General features: G+C 63.3%; 18 protein-coding genes. 6 read left to right on the plus strand and 12 right to left on the minus strand.

Annotation, left to right across the window (positions count from 1 at the left end):
- Positions 1–123: 123 nt before the first annotated feature.
- Complete coding sequence (locus ACO1XS_RS03925) at positions 124–669, plus strand: gluconokinase (RefSeq protein WP_481580230.1); 546 nt, start codon at positions 124–126, stop codon at positions 667–669.
- A 106-nt stretch (positions 670–775) separates the two neighbouring features.
- A complete protein-coding gene (locus ACO1XS_RS03930) occupies positions 776–2,098 on the plus strand; it encodes an MFS transporter (protein ID WP_331567920.1) in 1,323 nt (440 codons plus the stop codon).
- Between the two features lie 12 nt (positions 2,099–2,110).
- Here ACO1XS_RS03930 and ACO1XS_RS03935 read toward each other — a convergent pair whose 3' ends face one another.
- The 6 genes from ACO1XS_RS03935 to ACO1XS_RS03960 form a co-directional block, all read right to left on the minus strand.
- Complete coding sequence (locus ACO1XS_RS03935) at positions 2,111–2,971, minus strand: MBL fold metallo-hydrolase (protein ID WP_331567921.1); 861 nt, start codon at positions 2,969–2,971, stop codon at positions 2,111–2,113.
- A gap of 126 nt (positions 2,972–3,097) precedes the next feature.
- Positions 3,098–3,634 carry a hypothetical protein gene (locus ACO1XS_RS03940; RefSeq protein ID WP_414720180.1) on the minus strand — a complete coding sequence of 179 codons (537 nt, stop codon included), beginning with the start codon at positions 3,632–3,634 and terminating at the stop codon, positions 3,098–3,100.
- Between the two features lie 78 nt (positions 3,635–3,712).
- Entirely contained in the window at positions 3,713–4,258 is a 546-nt protein-coding gene (gene phaP, locus ACO1XS_RS03945; protein WP_486390050.1) for a TIGR01841 family phasin, read from the minus strand.
- 93 nt (positions 4,259–4,351) lie between these two features.
- Positions 4,352–4,846: a YciE/YciF ferroxidase family protein gene (locus ACO1XS_RS03950; protein ID WP_331567923.1), complete on the minus strand. Its 495-nt coding sequence runs from the start codon at positions 4,844–4,846 to the stop codon at positions 4,352–4,354.
- 120 nt (positions 4,847–4,966) lie between these two features.
- Complete coding sequence (locus ACO1XS_RS03955) at positions 4,967–5,542, minus strand: thiamine phosphate synthase (protein ID WP_331567924.1); 576 nt, start codon at positions 5,540–5,542, stop codon at positions 4,967–4,969.
- 96 nt (positions 5,543–5,638) lie between these two features.
- The gene (locus tag ACO1XS_RS03960) at positions 5,639–6,649 is read right to left on the minus strand and encodes a hypothetical protein (RefSeq protein ID WP_486390051.1); all 1,011 of its coding nucleotides are present in this window, start codon (positions 6,647–6,649) and stop codon (positions 5,639–5,641) included.
- Positions 6,650–6,774: 125 nt separating this feature from the next.
- Here ACO1XS_RS03960 and ACO1XS_RS03965 point away from each other — a divergent pair, with 125 nt between their 5' ends.
- The 4 genes from ACO1XS_RS03965 to ACO1XS_RS03980 are packed head-to-tail and all read left to right on the plus strand — an operon-like array spanning position 6,775 to position 13,587.
- Positions 6,775–7,638: a M15 family metallopeptidase gene (locus tag ACO1XS_RS03965; RefSeq protein WP_440559452.1), complete on the plus strand. Its 864-nt coding sequence runs from the start codon at positions 6,775–6,777 to the stop codon at positions 7,636–7,638.
- A 60-nt stretch (positions 7,639–7,698) separates the two neighbouring features.
- Positions 7,699–11,649, plus strand: coding sequence for a type VI secretion system membrane subunit TssM (tssM, locus tag ACO1XS_RS03970; protein WP_486390052.1), 3,951 nt, complete (start codon positions 7,699–7,701; stop codon positions 11,647–11,649).
- Positions 11,646–12,632: a type VI secretion system-associated protein TagF gene (gene tagF, locus ACO1XS_RS03975; RefSeq protein ID WP_331567928.1), complete on the plus strand. Its 987-nt coding sequence runs from the start codon at positions 11,646–11,648 to the stop codon at positions 12,630–12,632. Before tssM ends, tagF begins: the two co-directional genes overlap by 4 nt.
- Positions 12,633–12,636: 4 nt before the next feature.
- Positions 12,637–13,587, plus strand: a complete 951-nt coding sequence (locus ACO1XS_RS03980) for an OmpA family protein (protein WP_486390053.1) — start codon at positions 12,637–12,639, stop codon at positions 13,585–13,587.
- A gap of 42 nt (positions 13,588–13,629) precedes the next feature.
- Here the strand turns inward: ACO1XS_RS03980 and tssA are convergent, their stop codons facing one another.
- From tssA to ACO1XS_RS04010, 6 genes are all read right to left on the minus strand, one after another.
- Positions 13,630–14,739, minus strand: coding sequence for a type VI secretion system protein TssA (tssA, locus tag ACO1XS_RS03985; RefSeq protein ID WP_486390054.1), 1,110 nt, complete (start codon positions 14,737–14,739; stop codon positions 13,630–13,632).
- A 1-nt stretch (position 14,740) separates the two neighbouring features.
- Positions 14,741–17,410 (minus strand): type VI secretion system ATPase TssH, encoded by a 2,670-nt coding sequence (gene tssH, locus ACO1XS_RS03990; RefSeq protein ID WP_486390055.1) that lies wholly within the window; start codon positions 17,408–17,410, stop codon positions 14,741–14,743.
- Complete coding sequence (gene tssG / locus ACO1XS_RS03995) at positions 17,407–18,522, minus strand: type VI secretion system baseplate subunit TssG (protein ID WP_486390056.1); 1,116 nt, start codon at positions 18,520–18,522, stop codon at positions 17,407–17,409. The genes tssH and tssG overlap by 4 nt, the downstream gene beginning before the upstream one ends.
- On the minus strand, positions 18,486–20,351 hold the full coding sequence (gene tssF, locus ACO1XS_RS04000; RefSeq protein ID WP_486390057.1) for a type VI secretion system baseplate subunit TssF: 1,866 nt from the start codon (positions 20,349–20,351) through the stop codon (positions 18,486–18,488). Before tssF ends, tssG begins: the two co-directional genes overlap by 37 nt.
- A 51-nt stretch (positions 20,352–20,402) precedes the next feature.
- Positions 20,403–20,909, minus strand: a complete 507-nt coding sequence (gene tssE, locus ACO1XS_RS04005) for a type VI secretion system baseplate subunit TssE (protein ID WP_331567934.1) — start codon at positions 20,907–20,909, stop codon at positions 20,403–20,405.
- A gap of 84 nt (positions 20,910–20,993) precedes the next feature.
- Positions 20,994–21,497 carry an Hcp family type VI secretion system effector gene (locus ACO1XS_RS04010; RefSeq protein ID WP_331567935.1) on the minus strand — a complete coding sequence of 168 codons (504 nt, stop codon included), beginning with the start codon at positions 21,495–21,497 and terminating at the stop codon, positions 20,994–20,996.
- Positions 21,498–21,556: the final 59 nt, after the last annotated feature.

Below are 21,556 nucleotides of genomic sequence, written 5' to 3' on the forward strand. Positions count from 1 at the left end.
GCGACGAAACGCTGATGCTGATCCGCGCGAATTCCTCCAGACGTAGCTCCACGGCCCAGTGAAAGGCCGATTTTTTTAGCGCGCGAAAGACAGCGCTATCTCAAGCAGCGGGAGTGCAGATCAATGAATCCGGCGATTTCAGCCATCGTCGTCATGGGCGTGGCAGGCTGCGGCAAGACGAGTGTCGCCAAGGCACTCGCCGAGCGTATCGGCGGCCACTATATCGAAGGCGACGCGTTTCACCCGGCCGCGAACGTCGACAAAATGTCGCGCGGCGTCGCCCTCACCGATGCGGATCGCGCGGGCTGGCTCGACAGCCTGGCGGCGGAACTGCTGCGGGTCGCGGCGCTCGGTGCGCGACCGGTGCTCGCCTGCTCGGCGCTCAAGCGCCGCTATCGCGAACGGCTGCGCACGGCCGTCCCCTCGCTGGGCTTCGTGTTCCTCGACATCCCGAGACAGCAGGCGCTCGCACGCATTGCGTCGCGAGCCGGCCACTTCATGCCGACCTCGCTCGTGAACAGCCAGTTTGCCGATCTCGAGCAACCGATCGACGAACATCCCACGCTGACGCTCGCCGCCACGGCGCCTCTCGCGGCCATCGTCGAGCGCGCCGCGCTCTGGTGCGGCGATCAAGCCACGCAGCCGATATTTTTGTCACGCGAAAGATAGCGCTATCCCATAGAAACCATTCGGCTGCGAGTGCGTGAGCACAGCGCAGACCGACACCACAGCAATCGAATTCGGGGACCGCCCCGGAGTTTTCGGGAGACAGGAAGTGACCACAACGGCAAGCAATCAAATGACCAAGCGGCGCTGGGTAATCGGCGTGCTGCTCGGCATCGGCGTACTCATCAACTATTTCGACCGCATCAATTTGTCGGTCGCGGCCCCTCAGTTGAAGGAGGCGTTCAATCTCACCCCGGCGGAGATGGGCCTGCTTTTCAGCGCATTCTTCTGGCCGTACGCGTTGTTGCAGGTGCCGGCTGGCATCCTGCTGGACCGCTTCGGCGTCACGCGCGTCGGCCGCTGGGGTGCGTTTCTGTGGGGACTGGCCTCCGCCGTGACGGCTTTCGCAGGCGGTTTCGGCGGCATTTTCGCCGCGCGCGCCATGCTGGGCGTCGCCGAGGCACCCGGCTTTCCCGTCAGTTCGAAAGCGACCGGCTACTGGTTCCCGCGCAGCGAACGCGGGCTCGCCACGGCAATCTTCGATGCGGCCGCCAAGTTCTCCAATGTGATCGGCGTGCCGCTCGTCGCCTTCGTCGTCGTTCGCATGGGCTGGCGCTGGGGCTTCGGCATCACGGCGTTGCTGAGCCTCGCGTACTTCCTCGCCTTCTTTCTGATCTATCGCGATCCTAGCCAGGACCGCAAGGTCAATGCGGCGGAGCTCGACTACATCCGCCAAGGCGGCGCGACGCCGGAAGGTACGGCGAGCGCGAGCGTGTTCGGCATGCTCGGCTACTTGCTGAAGAAGTCGAAAGTCTGGGGGCTCACGATCGGCTTTGCCGCCTATGGCTATTCGTTCTACTTGTTTCTGACTTGGCTGCCCGGCTATCTCGTGCATACGATGCACATGAACATTCTGACGTCGGCCGAATATGCGGCGATTCCGTGGGCGGTCGCGACCGTGGCGGACCTCGTCGTGGGCGGCTGGCTCATTGATCATCTGATTCGCCGCGGCCACGACGAAACGCGCGTACGCAAGGGCGTGCTCGTGGTCGGCATGCTGTTTGGCCTCGCCGTGCTGGGCGCAACGCAGACAACGAACCCCGGCTGGGCCATCTTCTGGATCTCGATCGCGCTCGGCGGCCTCGCCTCCGCCGCGCCTGTCGGCTGGTCGCTGCCCTCGCTGATCGCACCGAAAGGCGGTGTGGGCACCATCGGCGGCATCATGAACTTCGTCAATAACCTGATGGGCGTGGCCGCGCCCATCGTCACCGGCTACATCGTCGGGTCGACGAACTCGTTCACCAATGCGTTCATGATCGCGGGCGTGATCCTCGCCATCGGCATCGTCTCGTTCGTGTTCGTCATGGGCCGCATCGAAGCGATCCCCGAGCCGGAGCAGCAAGGCGCGCGCGATCGAGCATCGGTGGCCTGAGTCGCCCGGCGCTCACAGCGCATCGAGCGGAATCTTCAGGTACCGAACACCGTTCGATTCCGGCGCGGGCATGGCGCCCGCCCGGATGTTGACCTGGACAGACGGCAGAATCAACGTGGGCATGCCGAGCGTGCTGTCGCGGCGCGTGCGCATCTCGACGAATGCTTCCTCCGTAATGCCGTCGTGCAGATGAACGTTGGCATTGCGCTCTTCGGCCACCGTGGTTTGGCAGCACGGTTCGCGCGAATCGGGCGGGTAGTCATGGCACATGAACAGACGCGTCTCGGGCGGCAACGACAAGAGCCGGCGCACGGACCGATAAAGCGTGTGCGGGTTGCCACCTGGAAAATCGCAACGGGCCGAACCGACATCCGGCATGAAAAGCGTATCGCCGACGAAAACCGCGTCGCCTATCTGGTATGCGATATCGGCCGGCGTATGCCCCGGCACATGCATCGCACGCGCCGTCAGCGCGCCGATTGCGAACGTCTCGTCCGCGCCGAAAAGGTAGTCGAACTGCGTACCGTCCGCCGGCACGTCCATCCCCAGGTTGAAGATGCCCTTGAACGTGCGTTGAACGACCTGAATGGCCTCCCCGATCGCGATTTTGCCGCCCAGCTCCGCTTTGAGGTACTGCGCCGCCGATAGATGGTCGGCATGGGCATGGGTTTCGAGCAGCCACTGGACGCGCAAGCCGTGCTCGCGCACGAAGCCGATGATGCGATCGGCCGATGCGCGTGACGTGCGACCCGATTTCGGATCGTAGTCGAGAACCGAATCGACGATCGCGCAATCGGTCCCATCGCCCGAGTGAACGACATAGCTGAATGTGGACGTGGCCGAATCGAAAAAAGGTTCGACGAAGGGCCGCATGACAACCTCCAGTTCGTTCGAGATGTGTTTGCGCGACAATATATCAGCCTCGGGGACCGATGAGGCCTTCGTCGCCATGCGTAAAAGGCATCTATCCCGACAGTCGTCGAACGCGCGACGACACACTCAGCGCGATTGCCGCCGGAGCAAGGCCGCGAACGCGAAGCCGCCGGCGATGGCCGTGTAGACCCACACCATCGAGCGCGGCGACAGATGCGACTCGAAGCCCGGCGTGAGCCGCTTCGGCACGCAGTGATAGTCCACGGCATAGGCAGTCGCGGCCGTCGCCGCGGCCACTGCCAGCGTCGTGCCCACGCGTTTGCGTGGCGACCTTGGAACGAGCGCTTCGAACAATACGCCCCAGAACATGGCGGCGCACTGGTGAATGGCCAATCCCAGCAGGGTATGGCGGACACTGAAGCATGTCGCGCGTGGGGCTGCATCGGGCCATAAGGAATGCGTCACCGCATTGATCGGCGCATAGACGGTCGTACCGTCGATGCGCGCCCGCCTTCCGGCCGTGAGGGCCGACAGCGCGCCGGCCGTCGCGCCCGATGCCGCGACGTGCCGGATCAAAGAGGAACGCTCGCTCGGCGAGAAACGGCGCATGGCCTCGCGCAGCAAGGTTTTACATTCGCCGTCCAGGGCGCATCTCGTGTTCATCGCGAAGCGTTCCTTTTTTCAAGTCCTTTTTCGGCAAGCAACGTCGTCCATGCCGCGGGACGCGATGCTGCGGTAGCGCTACTGCTTCGTCGAGGATACGCTTTTTCCTTCGCTATCGACGAGGTTGACCGAACGCCCCTTGCCGCCGGTTTTCCCGCTCGCCCCCGAGGTCGATTCGACGGTAGCCGGCAGTTGGGCATTCGGATCCGTCACGACGAGGCTCGTCGAAGCGGACGTATAAGCGCCCGTGCGCGCGAGTTCCGACGCATCCTCGAGCAAGGAGGCGGCCCACCGCGAGTAGTCGTGGAGACTGGACCAGCTGCATCCGACGCTATCGGCCACCGTCTCGATTGCGATATTGCTTGCGTGGCCCCAGTAGGCCAGCGCCTTTTTCAATGCCGCCTGACTCTGCGCGGACGGCAATGCCAGAACCCAGTCGAGCGATCGCGTCGACAGCACTTCATCGGCGATTTCCTTTTGTTCCGCTAGCGTCGTCTTGACTGTCTGCACATTGAGCTGGGTCATACGCTGCAGGCCGTCGAGGGTGCGATCCGCCATATCGCTGAACGAACCGATGGCGGACTTACCGATGCGACCGGCCGATTCGAGTGCGGGTGCATTCATCTTCTTGCTCCGTCGGAAAGAGGTAGGACTCTGTAAAGCGTGCCGCGCGATGCGTCTCGCGCGGCACGCATTCAACTCGCGAAGCGCACGCCATCAGCCCTTTTTCGCCTGGGGATTACCGATCTTTTCGGCAAACTGCGAGAGCTTCTGATCGGTCGCCTTCTCTTCTTCCAGCGTTTGATGCAGCAGTTTCACCGCATCCTCCCGGCCAAGCTGTTTGCCGAGGGCGCAAAGCGTGCCGTACGCGGCGATCTCGTAGTGCTCCACTTTCTGAGCGGCGCCGATCAGGCCCGCATCGAGGATGGGCCCCTTCTCGAGTTCCTCGACCAGCTCCTGCCCTTCTTCGATGAGCCCCTCCATCGCGGCGCATTTCATGCGCTTCAAACGAATACCGCACATCTCCACGACCTTGTCGATGCGCTCGACCTGGCCGTGCGTTTCTTGCAGATGCGTCTCGAATGCCTGCGACAACTGCTCGTTGGTCGCGGCACGCGCCAGCTTACCGAGCGCACGTGTCAATTGCTTTTCCGCGCTGTAAATATCGGAAAGATCGTGAATGAACAAGTCTTCCAGCGTTTGGCGTGCCATGGCGAACTCCCTTGGATCGATGTGAAAAGCGATCGCAACTGCGATCAAGCACAAGGCTCCGCTCACGGATGCAACGCACGTGCCTCGAAACGCTCGAACGCCATGGGAGGGAAAGCGGTGCTACCAGAACGCCGAAATGCCGGCGATACCTTGAGCGCCGAACGCTCGGGCCAGCCGGCAATCGGCGCGTGTCATGCCGCCCAGCGCATAGACCGGCAATTGCACGCTCGCGACGAGTTCGGCGAAGCGCCGCCAGCCGAGCGTCGGCGCGCCGGGGTGAGACGATGTCGGCAGCACGGGAGAAAGCGTCACGAAATCGACCCCAATGGCCTGCGCGTGGCGCAATTGCGCTCGTGTGTGACAGGCGGCGCTGACCCACTGCGAGCCGGATGTTGCGCGCCGCGTCGAGCGCAGCAATCGTTCGCTATTCAAGTGGATACCGTCGGCGCGTATCTTCGTCGTTTCGGCAGGTCCGTTCAGGATGAGCCGCGCGCCATGACGGCGGCAAATCGCGAGGACTTCGCCGGCCAATTCGTCGAACGACTCGGCGCTCGCGTGCTTCGAGCGCAGTTGGATAAGCGCTACACCACCTGCCAACGCATGCTCGATACGTGCGAGGAATGGGTCGAAGCGCCCGTCGGCCGGGGGCTCGGGTGTCACGAGCAGCCATTCAGGAAGGACTTTGTCGTCGCGCATGCGGCAAAGCTACCAAAAGAAGCTCGCCCTGTCATCGCATCGACGCCGCGCCGGTTCTCGCCAAGCGCTAGGGCCTGTTCACGCTAATTACAGGCTCTAGTTGCTCGAGCCGGCGGATTGAAAGGTGCTCGATGGGCACGCCGGATCCTTGCCCCAGTGATCGGCGCAGACGTGCCACCGGCAAAACTGGCCTTCGATCAAACCGCGCGTCGAACATTCGGCAACGCGCCCGGCCAATCCCGGCGCGCCGCTCGTCGCGGTTTGCGTCTTCTGCGCAGCAGCCGTCTTCGCCGACGTCTTGCCGTGATTGGCATCGTAGGGCTTCGTACGCGCCACGATCGCGGCCAGCAGATCGACGTCCTGATCAGTCTTTTTCGCGCCGCCATTCGCATCCTTGCGCGGATGCGCCGAGGCGACGCGTTGTGCCTGGTGCTTCTTATCGGCCTCGCGAACGGTGTGCGACGCCGAGGTCGTCTTCGCGGTCTTCGTCGTATTCGTCGCCTCACGCGCCGCGACGGCGCTCTTCGCGTGCGCCGCCGGCGCGGCCGCACTGCCCGATGCCGACGCACCGTCGCTCAAGGCGCGGGAAAGACGCTCGCTATCGGACGCACTCGCACCGATTGCCGCCGTCGCGGCGGGTGCAGCGCTCGCCGCCGAGGCAAGCGCACCGGCAGGCGCGGAGGCCGGGCGATCGTTAGCGGCAGTATCGGCCAAGATGACGGCCGGCTGCGGAGCCGATGCCGCCGTCTGGAGCGTGTCGGCCGCGGTGCCGGATGCGTCGGCTATGACCCTCGCAGCCGCCGCGCTCGCCGCCGGTGCCGCCGCCGTCTTTTGAACACCGTCGAGCGCCGACGCCACGCGCGGGCTCGTCTGACCATCATCCCGTGACGCGCGTTGCCACTGCCAGGCGCCGAATGCACTCAGGCCCAGCGCGGCGGCGACGACGACAAGCCAGAGCTTGTTGGAGCGGCGCGTCGAATTCGGCTGCGCAGCGACACGGCCTTCCAGATTCGCGAGAATCCGCGAATCGTTATCAGCGGCGCTCTTGGCCGTCTCGGAAAGCAGGCTCGGCCGCGCTTTGGAACTGGGACTGTCCGGCGCACTCATTCACTGTCTCATTGAATTTGGGTTTAATTCGCCGCGATAATGCAATCCGGCCTGCCTTGCAGCAGGCCAGATTCTAAGATCAAGCATTACAAAAGACAATTTATTTCCCAGCTACGGGGCCGAACTTGATTGCCGTTGCGCTTACCGCCTATTTTGCTCTCGCCGTCACGCTGGCAGCCGTACTGCTATTGCCACAGGCGCGTACCGCGCTTATCAATGCCGCGCTTCATATACAGCGGCGTGTAGGACGTCGCGCCTCGCTGCGTATGACACAGGCACGTGATGGCATAAGGAAATCAGTAAAAATTTCGCAATCGACGATCGGAAATACGAAAAAAATACTGATTCGACGTCGCTTGATGATTTTCATTACGACAGGTATCCTTGCCGCGCCTCCACTGCTTGCAATTGCACTGCGCGGCAAGCTGTTATTTCAGTATGACGGCGAAACGCGGGCGCCCGACGAGAAAATCGCCGCTTTGCTGCACGGCGAACAGCTCGTTCCACCGCCGCCATTGCCGCCGGAGGTTTTCGCGACGCAAGAAGTCGAACAGGTCCGTCCAGCATTACGCGACGCGAGTCGCGATTGGAGTTTGCTGGATGCGGACTTTAGAACGCGGCTGTTGCTCGTGTACAAAATCATGCGCGAGCAATACGGCTATGAAATGGCTTTGCTCGAAGGTTACCGAAGTCCGGATCGACAAAACCGGCTGGCGCAGCTGGGGGGTGTCACAAATGCTGCCGCATATCAGAGCTATCACCAATACGGCCTTGCCGCCGATAACGCCTTTTTGCGAGACGGCAAGCTCGTCATTTCGGAAAAAGATCCGTGGGCCATGCGTGGTTATCAGCTGTACGGGCAAACGGCCGAACAGGTCGGCTTGACCTGGGGCGGACGATGGAAATTGATGGATCTGGGGCACGTCGAATACCACAAGCCCGGATTTGTTCTGCGTCGCGCCGCCGCCCTTTCCGTTTCCACCCGGTAATCGAATCAAAAGCTGCTTTTGCCGCGCTGTCGTCGCGCCATTCATATAGAAGAACGTCTTATGCAACGCCTGCTCAATGCGCTCACCCATAAACGCACGATGACCGTTTTCGGCCTGCTCGTCGTCGCGGTCATCCTCTTCGGAGGCGCGCTCTGGTTCGACATTCCGCTCGCGTGGCCCGGCGCGGCGTTCGCTGCGCTCGTGCTCATCGTGCTCGTCGTCTGGCTTTGGCGGCGCCTGGCCGCCCGGCGTGCCAACAGCAAGCTTGGCGAAATGCTCGAACAACAGGCCCAAGCCGACAAGGCCGCCGCGGTCCAGCAGCCTGCCAAGCAAGCGGAGCTCGACGTTCTGCGCACGCGGCTCGTCGATGCGGTCCGCACGATCAAGACATCGAAGATCGGACAGATATCGGGCGGCTCCGCGCTTTACGAGCTGCCGTGGTACATCGTGATCGGCAATCCTGCCGCGGGCAAGAGCAGCGCCGTGCTGAACTCAGGGCTCCAGTTTCCGTTCGCCGACAAGAACGACGCGGTGATTCACGGGATCGGCGGCACGCGCAATTGCGATTGGTTCTTCACGACCGAAGGCATCCTGCTCGACACAGCCGGCCGCTATTCGGTGCACGAGGAAGATCGCACGGAATGGCTCGGTTTTCTCGGTTTGCTCAAACGCTATCGGCCTAAGGCGCCCATCAACGGGATCATCGTCACGGCAAGCATCGCGGAGCTGACGTCGAGCCGTCCCGATGCCACGATCAACCTCGCCCGCAGCTTGCGCCAGCGCGTGCAGGAATTGACGGAGAAGCTCGAGGTCTTCGCCCCGGTCTACGTCATGTTCACGAAGGCCGACCTGATCACGGGCTTCGCCGAATTCTTCGGCGGGGGCGAGCGCCATGAATACGAACGCGTCTGGGGCGCCACGCTGCCCTATGAACCCGATGAAAGACGGGACGTCGTCGCGCTGTTCGACGAGCATTTCGAGGAACTCTACGAGGGCTTGAAGGAAATCAGCATCGCTCAGATGTCGATCAATCGAGGCAACAAGCTGTCGCCCGGGCAACTGAGCTTCCCGCTCGAATTCCTCGCCATCAAGCCGGCGCTGCGCATGTTCCTCGCGACGCTGTTCGAGAACAATCCATTCCAATACAAGCCGATCCTGCGCGGCTTTTATTTCACGAGCGCACTGCAAGAGGGGCAGACGAACAGCGCCGCGGCGCTTCGCATCGGCACGCGCTTCGGCCTGGCGACCGACAATCTTCCCGCGCCGCAGGCGCCCTCCTCGCAAAACGGCTTTTTCCTGCGCGATCTGTTCTCGAAGGTGATCTTCGCCGATCGTCAGACCGTGCGACAGTTCGCGAGCCCAGCCAAGACACGGCTGCGCTACGGCACGTTCTTCACGTTCGTCGCTGTACTGGCACTGGCGCTCGGCGGCTGGACGTGGTCCACGATCGGCAATCAGCAGCTCGTCGCAAACGTGCAAGCCGATCTCGACAACGTCGTTCGCATTCAGCAAGGCCACAACGACCTGCAATCGCGCCTGCAGGCAATGGACATTCTCGAAGACCGCATCGATCAACTCGAACAGTTCCGCCGCGATCGGCCGCTCTCCGTCTCGCTCGGCCTGTATCAGGGCGATCGCATCGAGCAGCGCTTGCTCGCCGAGTACTACCGCGGCGCAAGGCAATTGATGCTCGATCCGGTCTCGCAGAACCTTGCATCGTTCCTGCGCGACGTCAATGCGCATCCCGATCAGCTGACACCGCTCACGCGCCCCCCCGAATCGGGCGCCGTGACCGTTTCCGCGCGCAGCGGCACGTCGGCGCTGAGTCAGCAAAGTGCGCAAGGCGGGCTTTACAGCGATGCCTCACCGACCAACGTCGAAGATGCCTATAACGCACTCAAGACCTACCTGATGCTGTCGGACAAGCGCCATGTCGAGGCGGCTCATCTGACCGATCAGCTCGCGCGTTTCTGGCGGGGTTGGCTCGAGACGAATCGCGGCAACATGCCGCGCGGCGACATGATCAGGAGTGCCGAACGCATGATCACGTTCTATCTCTCGCGTGTATCCGACGACGACTGGCCGATGATCGACGCCAATCTTTCGCTCGTCGATCAGACGCGCGAGAATCTGCGCCACGTCGTGCGCGGCATGCCGGCGCGTCAGCGCGTGTACGAGGAAATCAAGGCGCGCGCTTCGACACGGTTCGCGCCGATGACGGTGGCGCGCATCGTCGGCGACAACAACGCCAATCTCGTCGCCGGCAGTTATGCGATTCCGGGCACGTTCACGCGCGATGCCTGGTTCCAGTACGTGCAGCCCGCCATTCGCGATGCCGCCACGAAAGAGCTGCAGGCCAAGGACTGGGTGCTCAACACCGCGTCGCAGGACGACCTCACGCTCGAGGGCAGCCCCGAACAAATCCAGAAAGCGCTGGTCGGCATGTACAAGACCGACTATGCGCAGCACTGGCAGCGCTTCATGCAGGGTATCGCCATTCAGGACTTCGGCAGCTTCGATCAGGCCGTCGCATCCATGAACCGTCTCGGCGACCCCCAAGATTCGCCGATCCGCAAAATCTTCGAGACGGCGTACGACCAGACCGCCTGGGACAATCCTGCACTCGCTTCCACTACGCTGCAGCGTGCGCAAAAGGGCGTGAGCGGCTGGTTCAAGCGGATGTTCTCGTCACGCGAGCAGGCGGCGCAAAACGCCGGCATCGACATCGATCCGGGCGCGCTCGCGCCGGCGACGATGGGCCCGGTGGGCACGGCATTCACCGGCCTTGCGCGCATCGTCGCCAAGCAGGGAGACAACTCCTTGCTTCGAGGCTACATGGAGACGCTCTCGAAGGTGCGCACACGCTTCAATCTGCTCAAGAATCAGGGCGACCCCGGCCCCGGCGCGCGCGAGCTGATGCAGCAAACGCTCGAAGGCAACGGCTCGGAGCTTGCCGATTCGCTGAAGTTCGTCGACGAGCAGATGCTCACCGGTCTGACCGACGATCAACGCAAGGCGCTGCGTCCGCTACTCGTGCGGCCACTGATGCAGGCGTTCGCCGTCGTGATCGGGCCCGCCGGGGACGAAGTGAACAAGGTGTGGAACGCACAGGTGCTCCAGCCGTTCCAGACATCGCTTGCGAACAAGTATCCGTTCATGGCCAATGCGAAGGTCGAGGCCGGTGCCGGCGAAATCGCGCAGGTGTTCGGCCCGGACGGCGCCGTTTCGAAGTTTGTCGGGACCACGCTGGGGCCGCTCGCGGTCAGGCGCGGCGATACGCTGAGCCCGCGCACGTGGGGCGGCATGGGCGTAGCATTCACGCCCGACTTCTCGAGCGGGTTCGCACGCTGGGTCGCTCCGCTTTCGGGCGCGGCGGCAGGCGGGGCGCAAGCGACGGCGGAGCCGCAAACCGTCTTCCAGATCCTGCCTCAGCCCGGTGCAAAGACGACCGAATACACGCTGACGATCGACGGCCAGCAACTGCGTTACCGCAATACGCCCGCACAGTGGGCCAACTTCGTATGGCCCAACCCGCAGGGCGCTGCCGGTGCCACGCTCACGGCGACGACGTTCGATGGCCGCACGATTCAGCTCGTCAACGAACCCGGGCGCTACGGGCTCGAGAAGCTGATCAATTCGGCACAACGCAAGCGCAATGCCGATGGCACGTTCGACCTGTCGTGGACGCAAGGCGATGTGACCGTCGCCTTCAGCATGCGCATCGTCAGTACGTCGCAACCGCAAGCCGGCAGCGGCGATGCGCCCCAGCAACAGAGCTTGCGCGGTACACGGCTGCCTGCGAGCGTCGTCGACGTCGCGGCAGCCCGTGCGAATGCCGCGGCCGCAAGCGGCTCGACGCCGGCAACGGCACTCGCTTCGGGCGTGACGACGGCCGCCGCTTCGGGCGCTGCCACTTCCGGTTCGACGCCGAGCATCGACTCGCCGCGCACCGTATCGACCAATCCGGCCGCCACCCCTACCGCGGCCACGAACCCGGGAGCCGCGCAATGACGCAATCGGTCCAGGCGCAATTGGCCTATTTCGGCAAAATTCCCTCGCGCGGCGATTTCGTCAAAAGCACGAACAATGCGCAGCTCCTGCAAACGCTGGACCGCTGGATTGCGCAAGCGATGGAGCTGCTTGCCGAAGATCCGCGTTGGAAGATCGTCTACGAGAACGCCCCGCCGATGAACTTCGCGTTCCTCGGTTCGCAAAGCAAGCTTGCCATCGCCGGTCACATGGTGGCGAGCCACGATGTCTCGTCGCGGCGCTTTCCGCTGGTCGCGGCAACCGCCCTCGAGGTCGAGCGCCCGCTCGCCTTCCTCGCGCGCAGTCCGCTCGCATTCGCGCGGCTCTGGTCGCGCGCCGCGGCTCAGATGCGAGAGCTTTACGAGTGCACCGAGCCGAGCGCCGCGCTGCAGGCATTGGGCGACACCCAGGTCTCGATCGACGCCGGACAATCGAATTCGCACGACGGCACGTTTTCGGATTTCGTCGAGCATCAAACCTTGGCCGGGCTCGAGCAGATGTTGCTCGCCAGCGGCCATCCGGTACGACTGCGCGGCGCGATGCACGCACTCGGCTCGCTCCTCAAGCCCGTGATGCAAAGCAAATCCCGGCATCTCGAGCGCGGACTCACCTTGCCGTTGCCGAACGACACGTTCTACCGAAGCCTGGTTGCGGCGTTCTGGCTCGAACTCGTCGCACCGTTTCTCTCGCAAGCCGATTTCGAGGTCGCGGTGTTCATCGGTACCATTGCCGAACGCGAGCGTCTCGTCATCGGCTTCAACGGCGCATCCGCAAAAACGCTTCATAGCGTCATCGATCCGCAGGCTTATGCGACACATAACATCGATATTGACGATCCCGAATGGGTCGACGAACACGCACAAAACGAACCGGGCATCAGCAAGCTCGTCAGCTATCTGGAGCAACCTCAGCTCTCGCTGCGTATCGCCATCGATACGTTCAGAGAAGCATTCATCGGGGCGTAAGACGATGGTTGCAATTCTTCCTCGCGTGCTGACGCGCATAGCGGCCGTTACCGCATTCGCCGGGGCGGCCGGTTTGACAGCCGGCGCCGCATTCGCCGATACAGCGGGGCCCGTCAATGTTTCTCCGGTCGACAACAGCGGTATCGGCATCCGCTCGACTCCGATAGCGCCGACGCAGCCGTCCGGCCAGGCCGCGCAGGCTGGGCAGCAGCCTGGCGCGGCCAACACCGCGACACGCGTTCCACCGCCGGTCAACGCGACGCCGGGACAAGTCGTCGCCAGCGGCAAGGTACCCGACGAATCGACGCGCGCGGCCGTGCTGCAGCGCCTGCGCGACACGTACGGCGCCGCAAACGTCGTCGATCAGATCGAGGTGGGCAATGTCGATACGCCGCCGAACTGGGCTGCCAATGTCCAAAAGCTCATCGGTCCCCAGTTGAAGCAAATCAGCAAGGGGCAGTTGAAGATCGACGGGACGCAGATCGACGTCAAGGGCGAGGTCGGCAACGAGGCGCAGCGCCAGCAGATCGCCAGCGATATGGCCAATGCGCTCAATCCCACGTACACGATCAAGAACGGCTTGCGCGTCAGCGCTTCGGAGCAAGGTGTGCTCGATAGCACGCTGGCGAACCGCACGATAGAGTTCGAGACCGGAAGCGCGATGCTGACGCCGCAGGGGCGTTCGATCCTCGATCAGATGGCCGCGGCGCTCGCCAGGCTGTCCGGCAAAACGGTGGAAATCATCGGGCACACGGACAACTCGGGCAATCGCGCCTCGAATATCACATTGAGTCAGGCCCGGGCGGACGCGGTCAAAGGCTATCTCGTGACGAAGGGTATCGCGCCGCAATCGATGACGACGATGGGCGTCGGGCCCGATCAACCGATTGCGTCGAACGATACCAGCGATGGACGCGCGCGTAATCGGCGAATCGAGTTTCGTGTCGGGAAGTAAGTCGGGCCACGTATCGATGCATACCGCATCCGGCGCGAAGGCTCATTGCGCGTCCGGCTTCACCCCGAGCAGCTCGCGCAAATGCGCGAGCGATCCGTCGTCTTTCACCACGGCAGCCAACCATTGATGCAGCGGCATATCGGCCCATTCCGCGGCCTTGTCCGCCAAATAGGCCGCCGGGCTATGCGGCTCCGTTGCCCGTAAGAACTGGGCAACGGCACGCAATTGCGCCACCGCATCGGCACGGTTTTGAATCACGCCCGAATGCCGGGCTTGCGGCGTCGAAACCATTGGCGTTCCTTGCGAAAGCGGCGTCTTGAATGTCGGCTCGGCGCGCTCGACGCTCGGTGCCGATGGCGACTGAGCGGGGCTGCCCGAGGGCGCCTCGACGCTCACGCCAACGTCGCGCGCGAATCGCTCCGCCAGCCCGTGGACGAAAGCGTAGGAATCCTTGACTTGCCGAAAACTCGGCGCGGCCTCTTGCGCACGTGTCTCGAGTTCTTGTTCGAGCGCGAGCATCGCCGCCTCGAACGCCTTCAGATCGGCCAACAATGCGCGATAAAACGGCACCGGCGTCGCACGCTTCGCCGCATCGATCTGCTCGAACGAGGGTTTGCCGCGCGCAATGTCGTCGGCATGATCGGGGTCGCGCTTGATCGCCTGCGCGACGTTCGACGCGACCTCCCAATCGATGGCGGTAAAGCTGGCGCTCGATGTCTGCGTCAACGGCATTTCGCGCAGCAGTTGCGCAGTGCGAGCCACGAGCCAGGTCACGTTGCCGAGCCGGTACTCGGTGTCCTCCCCCTCAGCCAGCGGATGCACCTTGTCCCAGTACTGAGCGCAAAGCCCGCTCAGCAACGTGTAGCCCTGCGTCAAACCCGATATCCCTTGCTTGATCGCAAGCGCCTCGGTCAACCACGCGGCCACGCGCAGATCTTTCGTCCGCTTGCTCAGCAGCTCGGTGCACCGTTCGATCACGAGGCTCCAGTTGGCCTCCTTGATCTCGGTCACCCACTCGCCCTGGTCGAGCGATGGATCGTCGAAACGGCGCGCATGCTGAATTTCGTCAAAATCGTTCGAAAACAACATATCCTCGCCGCATGTCGATGCGCCGTCCAACGGCGCCAAAAGCGGTGCAAGATCGATTGCCATCTCATGCCACCTTGTATTCGAATTCGCCGTCCTCGCCGGCACGCACGGCGATCCTCTCCATCCGGTCCCCTTGCGCCACCCGTCCCAGTACCTGCTGCGCCAATTCGGGCAGCAGCGTACCGTTCAGAATATGGTCGACGTTGCGCGCGCCCGAGTCGACTTCGGTGCAACGCGCCAGCACCGCATCGACGAGCGACTCGTCCCACGAAAACTGTGCGCGGTGATTGGCGGCAATCCGATCGCGAATACGCTCGAGCTTCAGTTCGATGATTTCGGCGAGAACGTCATCGGAAATGGGGTAATATGGAATCACCTTGACGCGTCCGAGAAAGGCCGGCTTGAACGTTTTGTAAAGTTGCGGGCGCAACATCTCCGAGAGCGCGTCGACATCGGGCAATTCTTCGGCCTGCTTGTTCAGGCACGCCTGCATCACGGCCGAAGATCCGACGTTCGACGTCAGGATGATCAGCGCATGCCGGAAGTCGATTTCGCGCCCTTCGGCATCGTCGAGCGTTCCCTTGTCGAACACCTGAAAGAACATCTCGAGCACATCGGGATGCGCCTTTTCGATCTCGTCGAGCAGTACCACGGAATAGGGATTGCGCCGCACCGCTTCCGTCAGCACGCCGCCCTCGCCATAGCCGACGTATCCGGGAGGCGACCCTTTGAGCCCCGATACGCTATGCGCCTCCTGATACTCGCTCATATTGATGGTGATGAGCTTGCGCTCGCCACCGTAAAGAATATCGGCGAGCGCCAGCGCCGTCTCGGTCTTGCCCACGCCCGAAGGTCCGACGAACAGAAATACGCCGCGCGGCTTATTCGGGTCTTCCAGATTCGCGCTGGCTGTGCGCACGCGCTGCGCAATCGCTTCTAGCGCATGGTCCTGTCCGATTACGCGCGCGGCGAGCAGATCCTTCAGACCGAGCACGGTGCGAAGCTCATCCTTCACCATGCGTCCGAGCGGAATGCCCGTCCACGAAGCGACGATCTCCGCGACGACATGGCCGTCGACCTGCAACGGCACCATGGGCCTCGATTGCTGGATCGCCTGCAACGACGAGATCTGCTCGGCCAGCGCCGCGCGGGCGGCGTCGGCCTCGTCGGCGCTCGCCGTCTCGAGCGCCGCACGCAACTCGCCGATACGCGTCACGAGCGCGCGCTCCTGCTCATAACGCACTTCGTCGGCCGCAAGCGTTTCGACGTCGGTCGCACGCGCAGCGCGCAGCTCGGCAAGCCGCTCTTCATGCCCGGCTCCAGCCGAACCGCCTGCGACCTCGCGTTCGAGCGAAGCGATCTCCGCATCGATACGCTCGATCCGTTTGCGCGCATCGTCGATCGCGGCGGGTGTCGATCCGTGCGCGAGCGCGACCTTTGCGCAGGCGGTATCGAGCACGCCGATGGCCTTGTCGGGCAATTGACGCGCCGTGATATACCGGTGCGAAAGACGCACGGCCTCGGTGATGGCCTCATCGAGAATGCGCACATTGAAGTGCGCTTCCATGCGCGGCGCCAACCCGCGCACCATGGCGGCCGCCAAAGCCTCGCCGGGCTCGTCGATCTTCACGACCTGAAAACGCCGCGCAAGCGCGACGTCCTTCTCGAAGTACTTGCGATACTCGCTCCAGGTCGTGGCGGCGACCGTGCGAAGCTCTCCGCGCGCGAGCGCGGGCTTCAGCAAATTCGCCGCATCGTTTTGCCCCGCTTGTCCGCCCGCGCCGATGATCGTGTGGGCTTCGTCAATAAAAAGAACGATCGGCACGACGCTCTTCTTCACTTCGTCGATGACGTTTTTCAAACGATTTTCGAACTCGCCTTTGACACTGGCGCCGGCCTGCAGCAACCCCATGTCCAGCACATGCAGCGCCACGCCTTTCAGCGGCTCGGGCACATCGTCGGCCGCGATGCGCAGCGCGAGCCCCTCGACGACCGCCGTCTTGCCCACGCCGGCCTCCCCGGTCAGGATGGGGTTGTTCTGACGGCGCCGCATCAGGATGTCGATGGTCTGCCGGATCTCGGCTTCGCGCCCGATGACGGGATCGATCTTGCCTTCCCGCGCACGTTGCGTGAGATTCGTCGTATAGGTATCGAGCGCGGGCGTCTTCGATGCCCCGGGCACGGCTAGACCGGGTATCGCGCCGTCCGCCTCGCCCGAGCCATCCGTGCCTCGGCTCGCGCGCACCGGCACCGCCTCAGCCTCGTGCGATCCCGCCGTGATCTCGTCGAATTTGTGCTTCAGCGCTTCGATGGGCACCTCGGCGAAAACGGCCGACATCCGCTGTGCAAACTGCGCCAGATCGGGTGCACCGAGCAGCGCGAGCAGCAGGTGCCCCGAGCGGATGCGCGCCGCATGCGAATCGAGCGACGCAATCAACCACGCCTGCTCGAAAAGCGCGATCAGATGCGGCGAAAACACCGGTGTGCGCGTGTTGCCGGTTTTCAGGCGCCCGAGCTCGCGCTCGAGATCGCGGCGCAATGTGTCGGCGCTCAGCCTGTTCGTGCGCAGCACGATCCCGAGATCGCTCGAGGTATCGTCGAGCAGAGCGAGAAACAAATGTTCGAGGTCGACCTCATAGTGACCGCGGGCGAGGCACAGGCTCGCGGCACGCGTGGCCGCATCGAGGCACAGTGCGTCGAGCTTGGCAATGAGGGTCTTCAGAGGCGTGCTCATGAGTCGACAGTTCCTGTGTCTGGGAATGAATGGATGAGGTTCAGTTCGTAGCGTGCGTCGTCGCGATCGCACACCGCTTCGCGCGTGCAAAGAAAGGCATCCCAGCCCAGCCGCGCGCCTGCGCCGAGCTGGCTCGTGCCGACCTCTTCGCGCGCCAGTACGAGCCATACCTCGTACTCGAGCATGTCGCCGGCCGCAATCGAAAGCATGCGCTCAAGCGCGATGGCCGACGCAGCGCCCGGCAGAAATGCTTCGTAGTCCTTTTTATTGAGCGGACCGACCACGAGCCGCGCACGCATATCGCGTTGCCAGACGCGCTCTCCCGCGAGCGCGGTGGCGCCGAGCTTTGCGTTGGCCAGGCCGAGCCGCGAAAGACGTTCGGCCGGCACCGCGTACCACTTGCCGATGAACTGCTCGACCTGCACGGGCACGCGAAAGTATTCCGACAATGCACGCGCCAAATAGGCGGCGGACATCGGCCGATGCCGGATCGGCAGCGCGAAGCCGGCCAACGCTTCGTCGACGAGCGCGCCGGGACCGCGCTGCAGCGCGGCGCGCGTCGGCACATGGGTCAGTCCCGCAAGCGCCAGCAGCAGCGGGAGATAGCGTTCGTTCCGATCGAGCTCGTAATGAAACGGCAGGCGATACTTTTTCCACGCCTCGTAAAAAAGCGCCGTCGCCCGATCGGAAAACACATCGAAAAACTCGCGCGCGGCCCGGTCGCGCTGCAACTGTTCGCGAGCGGCGAGCTGCTCGGTGTAATGCAGCGGCAGCGCGCCCTGGCCACCCAACATGCCGAAGAACGACGGCGTCAGTTCGATCCGCGCGAGCGATTGGTCCGCCATCGCCGCGCGGCGCTCCTCGGGGTTCGCGAGCGCAGCGCCCGCGTGATCGTAGGAAACTGCGCGCTCGAGCTCGCTCGGCGCGAACGTCAACGACAACGTGCTGCGGAATCCGATACGTCCGGCGACGCGTTCGCCGGCGCGGCGCGACACCTGCTGCGCGAACCACACCTCGAGCACGCGCACGGCCTGGAAAAATTGAAAGCGGTACGGCTCGTCGAGGAGCCGCTCCACTACGCCAGCATCGAATCGGCGCTGCGCGGCTTGCATCGCATGATCTCCTCGCCCGTGCGCTTGGACACGGCAACCAGTTGTACGAAGCTGTTCAGACTGACGTAGAGTCCGAAAAACATATCGAGCGCGCGAATGAACGACGCGAGGCTCGTGCCGACGAAATGCGTTTCGTCGACGGTGAGGCGCACTTCGTTACCGCGCACGAACGTCGCGAACGGCTTGCCGGGCAGCCATACGACAGCAGGCCGCGCTTCGAGCGCGACGATGCCTTCGATGTGACGGATCGAAGCCGGGGTGCGCCGAAGATCGTAGAGGACGAGCAGCTCCTTCAGAGTCGATAGATCCTCGCGTAAAAGGGAGACCTCCGACAAGGCGAGATGCGAAATCAACCGCCAATGCATCGACGCGCCACGCTCGATTCGCACGCTCGGCGTGGGGCGGCACAGCATCGAGACGGGCCCGTCGAAAATCGTTCGGTCGGCGAACAAATCGCCGCCTTCGAGGCCGATCGCGAGCCGCGCGGGCAAATCGCGATTCGTGCAGGTGAGCGCGAGGCTCACCGTGCTCGTCATGGCGCGCGCGGGCGAAAAATGCGCATCGACGACGGACAGCTCGGTTTCGTAGCCCGGGCTCATCTGCGCAACCCGCGCATTGCGACGCGCAAACCAATATCGGCCGAGTTGAGACGGCTCGTCGTGATGCAGCGCGTAAAACGGCCGGAACTCCTCGACAGCCTGTTCGCCGACGCACTCCTTCACCACATGAACGGCATCGATCGAATAGACCTCGTAAGCGTGCGCGTGGCGGGCGTCGGCGATGACGGGATACGAGACAGCCTCGTGGCTGATGCGAATCGGCTCGCCGCGTCGCGCGAAGAGATTGACGACGGGCGTCGCAAAGAGACGCAGATGGTGCGCCGACAGCGTTTCGACGAGTCGCGGCGCCTGCGTTTCCCCGCGCGTCTGCCTGATCGCCACATGCAGCGTCAGCCGGCGGCATGGCCCACTGGTCCGAAGCATCTCCGCCAGGCCAAAATCGATGAAATCGAATTTCTCGGGAAACGCGAAATACTCGGTCAGCAAACGGTAGGCTGGGTGCGATCTCGCCGGGTAATCGATCAGCGCCTGATCGTCGGCGAAGCCGGTCTGCTCGATCGGCATGCCCTCGAGCCGCCTCCAGGCCCCCGGCTCGGCCGCCCCTTCCGGCTCGCTCGAATCGCCCACCTCGACGTAGGCCGCCGTAGCCCGAATGAAAATGCAATCGGCCAATGCCGCGGTAAACGACTGCTCGGCGTGAAGATAGGCGCGCAACGTCGCGAGTCCCGACGCATGCAAGCCCATATCGGGCGACGTACTCTCGAACGTGAAGGACAGCACCCCCGAGACATTGCCCGGCAACACCGGGGCATTGGGGGGCAACGCGGCGAGCGGTCGATAGCGTGCCCGCGTGATGGCGACCGGCGCCAGCGTGACGTCGAATGCGGTACGGAACTGGCAGCGCACGCCCCGAACCTCGCGGCTCTCGAGCAGAGTCCCGCGCGGAATCACGACCGGCGCGCGCGGCGCGGTCGCGGCGCTCGCGCCGAACTGAGCAATGGAGCAGGACGGAAACGGACGCAGGTAGTGCGGATAGAGCACTTCGAAAAGTGCCTCGGCAAACTCCGGATATTCGTCGTCGAGCTTTTTGTTGATTCGCGCGCCGAGCAGCGCAAAGGAATCGATCATCCGCTCGACATGCGGGTCATCGCTTTGCTCGCCGCTGATGGCAAGCCTGGCCGCGATCTTCGGGTAGCGATCCGCGAACTCGCGCGAATACTGCCGCAAAAATGCCAGCTCCCGCTCGTAATAAGGCAGCAACGCTTCCATCTATATTCCCCGAGCGCGGGCGCTTCGCTCCGTTTCTTGGCCTGCCTCTAATCACTCGTACACGCGGCTGCGCGACGCATCGGTGCTGCGCCGCGAGCGGGTGACGGAGTATTGCAGCGTGGACGCCTGCAGCATGGCATCGAAGCTGACCGGCTCTTCGGCCGGGTGGACGACGAGCTTCGCCCGGATCGCGAAGTAAAGCGCATTGGTCGATTGCGCGTTCAACTCCAACGAAACCGTCACTTCGCGCAATCGCTGCTCGTGCCGCGCGATGGCGTTACGAATCGATGTGCAAATGAACCCGCGATCGGCGTGGCTTGCGAGACTCAGTCCCGCGAAGTCGTTCAACCCGTAAGTCAAGACCGAACGCTGGCATTCGACGAGTTTCTCGAGCTGTCCTTCGGTGAACACGATACGCGTGTTGAGCAGTGCCTCGACATCGCGCGCTACGCGGCTCTTGAGCTCGTCGAGCGACATCTGCCGCATCGCGGCCGGTGCCGGCGAATGCGGATCGTCGTCGAAAAGCTTGTCGAGCAAGCTCGGTTCGAATCGCTTCATCGGTACGTGCGCGCCTCGCTCTACCCTCGGAACGGCACGGGCGGATACCGGTGCGGACACCGGCATGCCGCCCGCTTCGCAACATCAGACCGCGTAGGTCTTGTCGTTCTTCGTGAGGCTCCAGGCGCCCTGCGCATTGCCGCCCTGGTTGCCGCCCACCTTCTGCTGCGTGTACTTCCACTGGACGGCGGCATACTTGAGCGAGAACGTCTCGCTCGGCAGGCCTTCGCCCACCACGCTCGGCGCAATGCTCGAAATGATCACGTACTTGAGCTTGATTTCGAGGTATTTGACGCGCTTGCCCTCGCCGTCCGCACGCATGAAGTCGATCGTGACTTCATCGAACGTCGTGCCGCCCGAAGCGTGCTGATAAAGCAGCGGACTGACGACATCGATGTCTTTCGTGAACGTCATGTCGGCATGCTCGCAGCGCTCGGCCGTATGGCCGCCTGCCGTCGACGCCGTTGCCGAGCGCGGCTGGACGATCGAATGCGCCCACGAATTCAACTCGATCCAGCCGGTGTGGTCCTTGTCGGCGGATTCGCCTTGGATGGCAGGGTTGCCGAACTTCAAAAACATATCTTTCATGGCTTCTCGACTCCCGAAGTGGCGGTTTAAAAGCGAGCCGGGCAGCGGCCCCGGCCCGT

The sequence above is a fragment of the Trinickia sp. genome (assembly GCF_057351765.1).